Raw genomic sequence first — 12,146 nt, forward strand, 5'->3', positions numbered from 1 at the left:
CCGCGACACCGTCGGCCCGGCGTTACGCAACACGGAAGCGGGAGACGGAATTCTTCAGCTCCTCAGCCAGCTGGGAAAGCGTATGAATCGATTGCGCGGTCTGTTGCGTGCCCTGCTGCGTATGCTCGGTCACTGTCAGAATGTTCTGGATGTTGCCGGCGACGCTGCTGGCCGACTGCGCTTGGCGCCCCGTGGCCGCGGAAATCTCCTGAATCAGTTCCGCCAGCTGATTGGAAACCCGGCGGATATCCAGCAGCGCCGCACCGGCAGCGTCCGACAGGCGGGCGCCCTCGACCACGCCCTGGGTGGACTTTTCCATTGCCGCCACGGCATCGTGGGTGTCGGTCTGAATGGTGCGCACCAGCGCGCCGATCTGCTTGGTCGCTTCGGCCGACCGTTCCGCCAGCCGCTGCACCTCCTCCGCCACCACCGAGAAGCCACGCCCCGCCTCGCCGGCGGAGGCGGCCTGGATCGCGGCATTGAGCGCCAGCACGTTGGTTTGTTCGGTAATGTCGGAAATCAGCTCGGTGATCTCGCCGATTTCCTGCGAGGATTCGCCCAGCCGCTTGATGCGCTTGGATGTTTCCTGGATCTGCTCGCGGATCTCGGTCATGCCCTTGATCGCGTTTTCCACCGCGCGCGAACCCTGCTCCGCAGCGGTCACCGAGTGGCGGGCCACTTCGGCGGACTCGCTGGCCGAACGCGACACCTCGGTAATCTGGCTCGCCATCTGCAATACCGCCTGGCCGGTTTCCTGGATTTCCCTGGACTGCTTTTGCGATGCGTCCAGCAGTTCGGCGGAAATATTCTGCGCTTCATTCGATGCCGAGCGGACCTGCTCGGCGGTCTTGGTGACACGTCCGACCAGGCCGCGCAATTCCTCGACGGTGTAGTTCAGCGAGTCGGCGATTGCGCCGGTAATGTCTTCCGACACCGTGGCCTGCACGGTCAGGTCGCCGTCAGCCACCTCCTGCAGTTCATTCATCAGCCGCAGAATCGCCGCTTGGTTCTGGTCATTGGCGGCCTTGGCCTGCTCTTCCTGGCGCTGCGCCTCCAGCCGCTGGGCTTCCGCCGATTCGCGCCGCGTTTCCGCTTCCTGCGCGCGGTTGCGGCTGTCGAGCAGCAGCACGCGGGCAATGCCGGCAGCGGAAAGCAGCGCCGTGAGCGCGAAGACCAGCATGGGCCAGAAGGTCCAGCCTATCGATTCCTCATGGGCGCGGTAAGCGCGCTGCAGGTTGGTCAAACGCTCGCGGAGCGCTTCGTTTTCCGTGAAGATCAACTGTTCCGCCTGCTTGGCGGCGATGAAGTTCTGCAGGTTGCCGAGGATGCTGGATACCGATTTCTGATAGTCGCCAAAGGTCTTTTGCAGCTCCATCAGCTTTTCGCGGGTGTCCGGATCACGGGTCACGGACAGGCGCATGATGTCGCTGCCGCTCAGGAAGCCATCGGTAATGTCGCGGAAGGTATTGGTATCCTTGCCGAGCAGGAAAGCGGTTTCCGGATTCACGCCTTCGGAGGTCAGGAATTCGTTGGCGCTGCGGCCCAGACGCTGGGTCAGCATCACCAGTTGGCCGGCCGCGGCGATTTCACGCGGCGAAGCGCCGCCCTGGGCCTTGAGCGTGGAGATCTGCTCGGTCAGTTCCAGCAGCGTCGGCGACAGCGCGTTGAGCTTTTGCAGCGTGGCGCCGAAACCGGACAATTCCTTCTGCAGCTTCAGCACCGTGCCCGCGGCCTTGTCTGAACTGGCCCAGGCCTTGCGCGTCTCGGTGAGGATGTCGCTGATGTCGCCGCGCGCGCCGGGAATAGAGCGGCCCTGGTAGGCGCCGCCGTTGGCCAGCACATCGAGATCGGTGTTGAGTTCGCGCCGGCTGTCGACCAGCTGCGAGAACGCCGACGCATTGCCCTGGATCGCATTCGGCGCCGCCTTGCCGATACGCTGGGAGTGCATCAGCGCATTGCCGGCGATCTGGGACTGCAGCGAGTTGATGCTGGAGGTGGACGAATTAAGCCAGACCGCGCCGGAGCCGAGCAGCAGCGAGCCGCCCAGCAGGCCGAGCAGGATGCGCATCTGGTATTGCAGCGGAAAGTGCCGGAACATCGACGGGGAAAATCTGGCGCTCATCGCTGCGGCGGACGCAGCCGCGCTGCCGGCATTCCTGGTCTTGTCTTTTCCCCTGGCCTTGCGGCCAGCACCGGCGGAAGGCGGTGCGGACGGCGCGGAAGCGGTATTGGCCAGCGCAGGCTCGAGTTCAGGCAATGCGCGCTGCTTCTTGAGCTTGTTGAGAAAATCCAGATTGAACGCCATGCATAGTCTCCTGATGCCGATTACGGTAATTCCAGGCGCGACCGCCTGGCGGTCATGAACCTACATGCAAAAATCGGGAATCCCGCGTGATCAGGGAAAGATCCAGCTCAGTCCATTCGTGCGCCTCCTGGTCCAGATGCTTCCGGCCCAGCCATGACGCATTATCGGCAGCTGCGGCCGGATTCTTTAACGTCATGTCGTCGCTGCTGCGCAGGCCCAGCACCCGCGACACCAGAAGTCCGCAGTTGAAACCAAGCAACGGCGCGAAAGCCACGATGCGGCTTTCCTTCGTGATGGCGGTGGTTTCCTCGCCCTGGAAACGGGCAAGATCGATCACACCGATCAGGTTGCCGCGGACATTCACCAGCCCGCGATACCAGTCCTGCGTGAGCGGCACCGGCGTGATGCCGGCGATGGTCATGATTTCGCCGGCCTGCTTCAGGTCCAGCAGCAGGCGGCTTGCGCCGACCATCACGCCAAGCTGGTTGCGATGCAGCTCGGCGCCGCTGCGCGCGGCCTGCATGCGGTCGACCAGGTGCGTCTGGTAATCACGCAGTCGGGCCCGCCGGCCGGCCCGGTCGGCAACGCTGTGAGTGGCTGGGGAAGCGTGCTGCTGCGCGGGCTGGAGGTTGGCCATGGCTTAGCCAAGCGCCGCTATTTTTGCCAGCAGTTCCTGGGGATCGACTGGCTTGACGATGTAGTCGCGGGCGCCCTGGCGCAGGCCCCAGATGCGATCGGTTTCCTGGCCCTTGCTGGTGCACATGATGATGGGCACTTCCTGGGTTTCAGGGTTGCGGCTGATGGCGCGCGTGACCTGGAAGCCGTTCTGGCCCGGCATCACCACGTCCATCAGAATGAGCTGGGGCCGGTCGGCCTTGACCTTCAGCAGCGCTTCCTCGCCGTTTTCGGCAGTGGAAACGGAAAAACCGTGCTTGATCAGGATGTCGGACAGAAAGTAACGTTCTGTCGGCGAATCATCGACTACCAGAATTTTTTGTATGGCCATCGCATTAACCTTGGAATGAGTGCACTACCGGGAAACCGCGGCTGCGGTGTATTCGCGCACCGTGCGCAACAGGCTGTCTTTGGTGAACGGCTTGGTGAGATAGGCGTTGGAGCCGACCATGGCGCCGCGCGCACGGTCGAACAGGCCGTCCTTGGAGGACAGCATCACGACCGGCGTTGAATGAAACCGCACGCTTTTTCTGATCAGCGAGCATGTCTGATAGCCGTCCAGACGTGGCATCAGGATGTCGCAGAAGATCAGAGCCGGATTGTGGTCATTCATTTTCGCCAGCGCGTCGAAACCGTCTTCCGCCAGAACGGTCTGGTACCCGGCCTGCCCCAGGAAAATCTCTGCCGACCGTCGGATCGTGCTGCTGTCGTCGATCACCATGATTTTCAGGGCGACGTTTTCAGTAGGTGTTGTCATGGCGCCATCCTGTTGAAGCTTCGTAATATACGGCGCATTCATGACTAAAAGCAAGATCGTTAAATCGGCATTACGGGGCCATCATTCCCTGACGTGGTATTTATGCGAATGCTTGAGAAATTGCTACTGGCAATCGCACGAATGCGCGAAATGCCAATGTCACATTGTTAAACCGCGACCATTTCAAAGTCTTCCTTGCGCGCGCCGCATTCCGGGCAGGTCCAGTTCATCGGGACCTGGTCCCAGCGGGTGCCGGCGGCGATGCCTTCTTCCGGCAGGCCTTCGGCCTCGTCATAGATCCAGCCACAGATCAGGCACATCCAGGTTTTGTAGTCGGTTGCGGCCGTTGTGTCATTGCTCACGGTGTACTGCCCTTCAAGTAAAATGCAAAGTCGGATATCTTAATCTAGTCCCTGTGCAAAACCAAACTTCTCCGCTCGTGATGAGCTTCAATGTCGCCGATCCGGTCGGCGCCACCGGCATACAGGCCGACCTGGCTTCCTTCGCCGCGATGGGCTGCCACGGCCTTTCCGTCGTTACCGCGATTGCCGTCGGCGATACCGCCCGCGTCGAGGATGCGCAGACCATCGAGGCCGACTGGGTGTCGGACCAGGCCCGGGTCATGCTGGAGGACATGCCGGTGTCGGCCTTCAAGGTGGGTTACCTGGGCGGCATCGAGAATGTCTCGGTGATCGCCGAGATCGTCTCCGACTATCCCGACATTGCGCTGGTGCTCGACCCCTTCTCCAGCCGCATGCCCGACCTCGGCAGCGACGGCGAGGACCTGCTGGTGGCCGTGCGCGAATTGCTGGTGCCGCAGACCACCCTGCTGCTGCTGTCGGCGGTGGAGCTGTCGCGGCTCGCCGAAACCTGGCGCGAACCCAGCAGCCGCGACATGCTGGCAGACGATGCGATGCACCTGGTGGACCTGGGCTGCGAATACGTGTTCGTCACCAATGCGCCGGACGAGGTGCAGAAGGTCGCCAACAGCCTGTTCAACGAGTCCGGCCGGGTGCGGCACGACAGCTGGGCGCGCCAGCCCGGCGCCTTCAGCGGCGCCGGCAGCACGCTGTCGGCCACCATCGCGGCCATGCTTGCCAATGGCCTGGACGTGCCGGAAGCCGTGCTGGAAGCGCAGGAATTCATCGTGGCCGCGCTGGCCCATGCCGGTCGGATGGGCATGGGCAAGCTGATACCCGACCGCCTGTTCTGGGCCCGCGATACCGACGAAATGGCCTGACCGCGCCCCTGCCCTCTTCTCTCCCCGCAGCCGCCGCGCCAACCTTTATAAAGCGATTACCATGACCTCGAATAACGACATCCTGTTTGAACGCGCCCAGCGCACCACGCCTGGCGGCGTCAATTCCCCGGTGCGCGCCTTCCGTTCCGTGGGCGGCACGCCGCGCTTCATTACCCGCGCCGCCGGCCCCTATTTCTGGGATGCCGACGACCGCCGCTATATCGACTACATCGGCTCCTGGGGACCGGCCATCGTCGGCCATGCCCATCCCACCGTGATCAAGGCGGTGCAGGAAGCGGCCGAGCGCGGCCTGTCGTTCGGCGCGCCGACCGAGGGCGAGGTGCAGATGGCCGAGGAAATCTGCCGGCTGGTGCCGTCGCTGGAGCAGGTGCGTCTGGTGTCCTCGGGCACCGAGGCGGCAATGAGCGCGCTGCGCCTGGCGCGCGGCGCGACCGGCCGCGACCTGGTGGTGAAGTTCGAAGGCTGCTACCACGGCCACGCCGATTCGCTGCTGGTCAAGGCCGGCAGCGGCCTGCTGACCTTCGGCAATCCGACCTCGTCGGGCGTGCCGGAAGACTTTGCCCGCCACACCATGGTGCTCGACTTCAACGACCCGCAACAGCTCGAGGACACCTTCGCCAAGGTCGGCGACCGCATCGCCTGCGTGATCGTCGAGCCGGTGGCCGGCAACATGAACCTGCTGCCCGCCACGCCGGAATTCCTGCAGACCATGCGTCGCCTGTGCAGCAAGCACGGCGCGCTGCTGGTGTTCGACGAAGTGATGTCGGGCTTCCGCGTGGCCCTGGGCGGCGCGCAGTCGATCTACAACATCACGCCCGACATGACGGTGCTGGGCAAGGTGATCGGCGGCGGACTGCCGGTGGCGGCCTTTGGCGGACGCGCCGACCTCATGAAGCACCTGGCGCCGCTGGGCGGCGTGTACCAGGCCGGCACCCTGTCGGGCAACCCGGTGGCGGTGGCGGCAGGCATGACGACGCTGAAGCTGATCCAGGCGCCCGGATTCTACGAGGCGCTGTCGGCGCAGACCGCGCGCCTGGTGGCAGGCATGACGGAAGCGGCGCGTGCAGCCGGCGTGGCCTTCTGCGGCGATTCGGTGGGCGGCATGTTCGGCATCTATTTCGCGCAGGCGGTGCCGCGCTCCTATGCCGAGATGATGAAGTGCGACAAGAGCGCCTTCAACGCCTTCTTCCATGCCATGCTGGACGCCGGCGTCTACCTGGCGCCATCGGCGTTTGAGGCCGGCTTCCTCTCCGCGCAGCATGACGACGCGGTGGTGGATGCCACGCTGGAAGCGGCCCGCACCGCCTTTGCCGCCATCGCCTGAGGCGGCGCGCCATTGTTCGCCGTCATGCGGCTCCTGCCGTGGCTGTGCAGGCGGCATGCGGGCGGCGCAGAATAGTCCATCTGCATGAGGGAGCCTGATATGTCTCTTCCCGGCCAACTGGCGCGGCGGTTTCTGCCCTGGCTAGCCATTCTGTTTGTGCTGCTGCTCTCCGGCTGCGCCGGCACCATCGTGCGCAGCGAGGTCACGGCGTTTCATGAATGGCCGGCTGATGCGGGCGAGAAAAGCTATACCTTCCGGCGCGACGCCGCACAGGCCAACGACCTGGAATACCGCAATTACGAGAACCTGGTGCGCGCCGAACTGCAGCGCCTGGGCTTTGCTGAGTCGGAACGCGGCCGCCTGAACGTGGGCCTCGACTACCACGTCGATGCGCGCGACCTGCGGGTGGTCGAGCCGGTGGTTGTCGATCCCTGGTACGGACCCGGCTTCTTTGGCCGCCATCGCTATCCCTACGGCTACTACAGCCCGTTCGCCGATCCGTTCTGGTTCGGGCCGCCGGTGGTGCAGCCGGTCGAGCGGCGCTTCGTGGTCTACAGCCGGCAGCTGAAGATCACGATCAGTCGCGCCGCCGATGGCCGCAACCTGTATCAGGTCACGGTCAACAGCCAGGGTCAGACGCCGACGCTGGCGACCGTAATGCCGGCCATGGTGAAAAGCGCCTTTGCCGACTTTCCCGGACCGAGCGGTGTGCCGCGGGTGCTGGAGTTGAAAGTCGAGCCCGTCAACTGAGCCGGGCAACCGCAGTCAGTCAGGCCGCTTCCTGCGCCGGATGCGCCTGCCGGTGGTACAGGAATTCCAGCACCGCGGTGCGGTACTGCGAATAGCGCGCATCCTGCGCCAGCGCCACGCGTTCGCGCGGCCGCTCCAGTTCCACCTGCAAGATCTCGCCGATGGTGGCGGCCGGCCCATTGGTCATCATCACGATGCGGTCGGACAGCAGCACCGCCTCGTCGACATCATGGGTCACCATCACCACGGTGGAACTGGTGCGGGCAACGATCTTCAGCAACTCGTCCTGCAGATGGGCGCGGGTCAGCGCATCGAGCGCGCCGAAGGGCTCGTCCATCAGCAGCACCTTGGGCTCCATAGCCAGCGCCCGCGCAATCCCGACGCGTTGCTTCATGCCGCCGGAAATTTCATGCGGACGCTTCTGCGCCGCATGGGACAGGCCCACCATCGCTAGCGCGGCACTGGTGCGCTCCTTGAGTTGCGCCCTGCTCTCGCTGGCGCCGAACACCCGCTCCACTGCCAGATAGACGTTTTCGAAACAGGTCAGCCAAGGCAGCAGCGAATGGTTCTGGAACACCACTGCCCGTTCCGGCGCCGGGCCGGCAATCTCGCGGTTGGCGCACAGCAGCGCGCCGCCGCTGGCCTTGAGCAGGCCGGCGATCAGGTTTAGCAGCGTGGACTTGCCGCAGCCCGAGTGGCCGATCAGTGTGATGAATTCGCCCTTGGCCACGGTCAGGTTGATGTCGCGCAGCGCCTGGAACACGCCGTTGCGGGTGTTGAAGGACATCTGCGCGTCCTGGATATCGATGAATTTACGGTTGTCCATGGTGCTGTCCTCAGTTCTTGACATCTTCATAGGTGAATGCGCGGGCCAGCATGACCAGCGCCTGCTCCAGCACCAGGCCGACCAGGCCGATGGCGAAGATAGCGATGATGATGTGCGGCACGTTGAGGTTGTTCCATTCGTCCCACACCCAGAAGCCGATGCCGACGCCGCCGGTCAGCATTTCCGCCGCCACGATCACCAGCCAGGCGGTGCCGATGGACAGGCGCACGCCGGTCAGCATGTAGGGCAGCACCGAGGGGAACAGGATGCGGGTCAGGATCTTCCATTCCGACAGGTTCAGCACCCGCGCCACGTTCATGTAATCCTGCGGCACCCGCTGCACGCCGACCGCGGTGTTGATGATCATGGGCCAGATCGAGCAGATGAAGATGGCCCAGATCGATGCCGGATTGGCGGCCTTGAACACCAGCAGGCCGATCGGCAGCCAGGCCAGCGGCGACACCGGCTTCAGTATCGAGATGAGGGGATTGAACATCGCCGCCAGGATGCGGAAGCGGCCGATCAGAAAGCCGGCCGGGATGCCGACCGCGGCCGCCAGGCCGAAGCCCACCGCCACCCGCTGCAGCGAAGCCAGCAGGTTCCAGCCTATGCCCTGGTCATTCGGGCTCTTGCTGTAGAAGGGGTCGGAAAAGATCTTCACCGCCTCTTCCAGCGTGGCCAGCGGCGACGGGATGCCGCTGCTGCTGACCGAGACGATCTGCCAGATCAGCACCAGAAAGCCCATGCCCAGCATGGGCGGCAGCACCACGCCGGCCAGCGCGCGCAGCCGCAGCCGCAGGGACATGCCGGCCGGCCTGGCGCGGGCCACGGGCTTGTGCGCCGGGGCCGCCGCGGCGGCATGGCCGGCCGCGCCAGCCGGGCTCGCCGCGTCCGGCGTGGCGAGGGGATTGACAGGGTCGAGGGATTTCATCACAGCGCTCATGGCGTTTCCTGTTCTGGCGGTTGGTCGGTCAGACCTTGATGTTGAAGGAGGCCGCATAGGCCTGCGGATTCTTGCCGTCCCATACCGCGCCGTCGACCAGCTTGCTGCTGCGCATCGGGTCCTTCGGCACGCTGACCTTGGCCATGCCGGCGGCGTCCTTGTACAGGTCGATCTGGTTGATCTGTTTCGCCACGGCCAGGTAGTCGACGTCGCTCTTGAGCAGGCCCCAGCGCTTCTGCTGGGTCAGGAACCACATGCCGTCGGACAGGTAGGGGAAATTCACCGCGCCGTCGTTGAAGAACTTCATGTAGTTCGGGTCGTCCCAGGTCTTGCCCAGGCCGTTCTGGTAGCGGCCGAGAATGCGCTGGTTGATCACGTCCACCGAGGTGTTCACGTAGGACTTGTCGGCGATGGTTTCGGCCATCTTGTTCTTGTTCGACAGCGAGGCATCGATCCACTTGCCCGCTTCCAGCACCGCCGCGGTCAGCGCGCGCGCCGTGTTCGGATATTTCTTTACCCACTCGGCGCTGGTGCCCAGCACCTTCTCGGGATGATCGCGCCAGATGTCCTGCGTGGTGATGGCGGTGATGCCGATGCCGTCGGCGATGGCGCGGTGGCCCCAGGGCTCGCCGACGCAGTAGCCGTCCATGTTGCCGACCCGCATATTGGCCACCATCTGCGGCGGCGGCACGGTGATGATCTTGGCATCCTTCATCGGGTCGATGCCGTTGGCCGCCAGCCAGTAATAGAGCCACATCGCATGGGTGCCGGTCGGGAAGGTCTGGGCGAAGGTGTATTCGCGCTTCTCGGCTTTCATCAGCCTGGCCAGCGATGCGCCGTCGACCGCGCCCTTGTCGGCCAGCTTCTTCGACAGCGTGATTGCCTGGCCATTGTTATTGATGGTCATCAGCACCGCCATGTCCTTCTTCGGGCCCGACACGCCCAGGTGCACGCCATAGATCAGGCCATACAGCACATGGGCGGCGTCGAGTTCGCCGTTGACCAGCTTGTCGCGCACGCCCGGCCAGGACGCCTCCTTGGACGGCGTGATCTTGATGCCGTACTTTTTATCAATGCCCAGCACCGATGCCATCACCACCGACGCGCAGTCGGTCAGCGGAATGAAGCCGACCTTGACCTCTTCCTTTTCCGGCTTGTCCGAGCCGGCTGCCCAGGCGCCCCGGGTGGACAGGGCGGAAAAGGCGCCGGCGAGGCCGGCCGCGGCGCCCGCCTTGAGCATGCTGCGGCGGGTCAATGATGATGTGTCTGCTTTGGCTGTCATGGCTTCCTTGCGTCGAGAAACGGGAGCGATCCCATAAGATCGCGGCCACCATTGGCCGCGACCCACTACCGTGTTGTGCGCCTCCCTTGGCGCTCACTGCCATACAGCAATTGGTATGCCAGCACGGTGGAAAATCGGTTTGCTTCACCGCGAGGCGTGATTTGCCCTGCGCCTGTGCGACGCACCAGGACAGCGCGGGTTTTCAACGGGGAAGAAGAGGACGGCGGCGGGAAAAGTGCAGGCCATGCCCTAAACATGGCCCGGCGTTGGTGCGGTCAAATGAGCAGATCGGCCACGTCGATCATGCGCTGCGCCACATCGGACAGCTTCAGGTTCTTGTCCATGGCCAAACGGCGCAGCTTGCGGTAGGCCTCGTCCTCGCTGCAGCGGTGGCGCTCCATCAGCAGGCCCTTGGCGCGCTCGATCACCTTGCGTTCGGCCAGCTTCATGCGGGTTTCGGACAGCTCGTCGCGCAGCTTGCGGTCAACCTCGAAACGCGCCACCGCCACGTCCAGCACGGCCTTGACCCAGTCCGCCGACAGCCCGGCGGCGACATAGGCCGATACGCCGGCCTCCAGCGCCGCATGCATGCGGTCGCGGTCGCCGTCCTCGGAAAAGCAGATGATGGGCCGCGGCGCGTTGGTGGTGGCCGACACCACTTCCTTCAGCGCGGCGTCGGACTGGGCGTCGACGATGATCACATCCGGCTGCAGGTGGGCGATCTGCTCCTGCAGCCTGGCATCCGGCGGCAGCGCGGCCAGGATGTTGTAGCCGGCTTCGAGCAGGCTGATGCGCAGGGTGCGGGCGCGCTCGGCCCGCTCGATGGCGGCGTCGTCCGCGCCGTCGGCGGGAACCAGGGAATTGACGACGACAATGCGCAGCAGTTTCGAATCGGTCATGGAGGTCATGGGTCTGATAAGCGCAGGGGCGCTTTCCTTTACAATACCGCTTTGCAAAAAGCTTGCCACCCTCTTCCGGTCCTTCTGAATGATAGTCCTCGGCGTCGAATCCTCCTGCGATGAAACCGGCCTGGCCCTGTATGACACGCAGCGCGGCCTGCTGTCCCATGCCTTGCATTCGCAGGTGGCCATGCATGAACAATACGGCGGCGTGGTGCCGGAACTGGCCTCGCGCGACCATATACGGCGCGCGCTGCCGCTGCTGGAACAGGTGCTGGCCCAGGGCGGCACCGACCGCCATGCGATCGATGCGATCGCCTATACGCAAGGCCCCGGCCTGGCCGGCGCGCTGCTGGTCGGCGCCTCCGTCGCCTGCGGCCTGGGCCTGGCGCTGGACAAGCCGGTGCTGGGCGTGCATCACCTGGAAGGCCACCTGCTGTCGCCGCTTTTGGCCAGCGAGCCGCCGGAATTTCCCTTCGTGGCGCTGCTGGTATCGGGCGGCCACACCCAGCTGATGCGAGTCGATGGCGTGGGCCGCTACACGCTACTGGGCGAGACGGTGGACGATGCCGCCGGCGAAGCGTTCGACAAGTCGGCAAAGCTGCTGGGCCTGGGTTATCCGGGCGGTCCGGCGATTTCGCGGCTGGCGGAATTCGGCGATCCTGCCGTCTATACCCTGCCGCGGCCGATGCTGCATTCGAAGAATCTGAACTTCAGCTTTTCCGGGCTCAAGACCGCGGTGCTGACGCTGGTGAAGAACAACATCACCAATATCTGCGAGCAGGACAAGGCCAATGTGGCGCGTGCCTTCGTCGATGCAATCGTGGAAGTGCTGGTGGCGAAGTGCCTGGCGGCGCTGAAGCAGACCGGGCTGAAGCGGCTGGTGATCGCCGGCGGCGTCGGCGCCAACCGCCAGCTGCGGGAAGCGCTGAATGCGGCGGCGGCGAAAAAACGCTTCCGGGTGTTTTATCCGGAACTGGAGTTCTGCACCGACAACGGTGCGATGATCGCCTTTGCCGGCGCGATGCGGCTGCAATTGCAGCCGGAAGCGGCGCAGAAGGACTATGCCTTCAATGTGCGTCCGCGCTGGCCGCTGGATGAACTGAGGATCTGAGGCCAGGGCC

The 12,146-nt window shown here is 64.4% G+C and carries 13 protein-coding genes; 4 read left to right on the forward strand and 9 right to left on the reverse strand.

Translation table 11 applies throughout. The annotated features are described in order from the left end of the window. Nucleotides 1–22: 22 nt before the first annotated feature. The 5 genes from ABC383_RS09935 to ABC383_RS09955 form a co-directional block, all read right to left on the reverse strand. Nucleotides 23–2,305: a methyl-accepting chemotaxis protein gene (locus tag ABC383_RS09935; protein WP_413013585.1), complete on the reverse strand. Its 2,283-nt coding sequence runs from the start codon at nucleotides 2,303–2,305 to the stop codon at nucleotides 23–25. A 52-nt stretch (nucleotides 2,306–2,357) separates the two neighbouring features. Then, nucleotides 2,358–2,942 carry a chemotaxis protein CheW gene (locus ABC383_RS09940; protein WP_413013587.1) on the reverse strand — a complete coding sequence of 195 codons (585 nt, stop codon included), beginning with the start codon at nucleotides 2,940–2,942 and terminating at the stop codon, nucleotides 2,358–2,360. Between the two features lie 3 nt (nucleotides 2,943–2,945). Further along, complete coding sequence (locus ABC383_RS09945) at nucleotides 2,946–3,311, reverse strand: response regulator transcription factor (RefSeq protein WP_413013589.1); 366 nt, start codon at nucleotides 3,309–3,311, stop codon at nucleotides 2,946–2,948. Nucleotides 3,312–3,335: 24 nt separating this feature from the next. Continuing rightward, a complete protein-coding gene (locus ABC383_RS09950) occupies nucleotides 3,336–3,737 on the reverse strand; it encodes a response regulator (RefSeq protein WP_194713863.1) in 402 nt (133 codons plus the stop codon). A 167-nt stretch (nucleotides 3,738–3,904) separates the two neighbouring features. Continuing rightward, nucleotides 3,905–4,057 carry a rubredoxin gene (locus tag ABC383_RS09955; protein ID WP_194713895.1) on the reverse strand — a complete coding sequence of 51 codons (153 nt, stop codon included), beginning with the start codon at nucleotides 4,055–4,057 and terminating at the stop codon, nucleotides 3,905–3,907. 95 nt (nucleotides 4,058–4,152) lie between these two features. Here ABC383_RS09955 and thiD point away from each other — a divergent pair, with 95 nt between their 5' ends. The 3 genes from thiD to ABC383_RS09970 all read left to right on the forward strand — a co-directional run bounded on the left by thiD (nucleotide 4,153) and on the right by ABC383_RS09970 (nucleotide 7,072). Beyond that, on the forward strand, nucleotides 4,153–4,977 hold the full coding sequence (thiD, locus tag ABC383_RS09960; protein ID WP_413013591.1) for a bifunctional hydroxymethylpyrimidine kinase/phosphomethylpyrimidine kinase: 825 nt from the start codon (nucleotides 4,153–4,155) through the stop codon (nucleotides 4,975–4,977). A gap of 61 nt (nucleotides 4,978–5,038) precedes the next feature. Beyond that, the gene (gene hemL / locus ABC383_RS09965) at nucleotides 5,039–6,322 is read left to right on the forward strand and encodes a glutamate-1-semialdehyde 2,1-aminomutase (protein ID WP_413013593.1); all 1,284 of its coding nucleotides are present in this window, start codon (nucleotides 5,039–5,041) and stop codon (nucleotides 6,320–6,322) included. Between the two features lie 99 nt (nucleotides 6,323–6,421). After that, complete coding sequence (locus ABC383_RS09970; RefSeq protein ID WP_413013594.1) at nucleotides 6,422–7,072, forward strand: DUF4136 domain-containing protein; 651 nt, start codon at nucleotides 6,422–6,424, stop codon at nucleotides 7,070–7,072. 19 nt (nucleotides 7,073–7,091) lie between these two features. Here the strand turns inward: ABC383_RS09970 and ABC383_RS09975 are convergent, their stop codons facing one another. The 4 genes from ABC383_RS09975 to ABC383_RS09990 all read right to left on the reverse strand — a co-directional run bounded on the left by ABC383_RS09975 (nucleotide 7,092) and on the right by ABC383_RS09990 (nucleotide 11,022). Continuing rightward, a complete protein-coding gene (locus ABC383_RS09975) occupies nucleotides 7,092–7,898 on the reverse strand; it encodes an ABC transporter ATP-binding protein (protein WP_413013596.1) in 807 nt (268 codons plus the stop codon). A gap of 10 nt (nucleotides 7,899–7,908) precedes the next feature. Continuing rightward, on the reverse strand, nucleotides 7,909–8,841 hold the full coding sequence (gene ntrB, locus ABC383_RS09980) for a nitrate ABC transporter permease (protein WP_413013598.1): 933 nt from the start codon (nucleotides 8,839–8,841) through the stop codon (nucleotides 7,909–7,911). Nucleotides 8,842–8,869: 28 nt separating this feature from the next. Next, on the reverse strand, nucleotides 8,870–10,081 hold the full coding sequence (locus ABC383_RS09985) for a CmpA/NrtA family ABC transporter substrate-binding protein (protein ID WP_413016290.1): 1,212 nt from the start codon (nucleotides 10,079–10,081) through the stop codon (nucleotides 8,870–8,872). A gap of 317 nt (nucleotides 10,082–10,398) precedes the next feature. After that, nucleotides 10,399–11,022, reverse strand: coding sequence for an ANTAR domain-containing response regulator (locus ABC383_RS09990; RefSeq protein WP_413013600.1), 624 nt, complete (start codon nucleotides 11,020–11,022; stop codon nucleotides 10,399–10,401). A gap of 88 nt (nucleotides 11,023–11,110) precedes the next feature. Here ABC383_RS09990 and tsaD point away from each other — a divergent pair, with 88 nt between their 5' ends. Further along, nucleotides 11,111–12,136: a tRNA (adenosine(37)-N6)-threonylcarbamoyltransferase complex transferase subunit TsaD gene (tsaD, locus tag ABC383_RS09995; RefSeq protein ID WP_413013602.1), complete on the forward strand. Its 1,026-nt coding sequence runs from the start codon at nucleotides 11,111–11,113 to the stop codon at nucleotides 12,134–12,136. The last annotated feature ends 10 nt before the right edge of the window (nucleotides 12,137–12,146 follow it).

The organism is Noviherbaspirillum phoenicis (assembly GCF_047237965.1).
Lineage (GTDB): Bacteria > Pseudomonadota > Gammaproteobacteria > Burkholderiales > Burkholderiaceae_D > Noviherbaspirillum_A.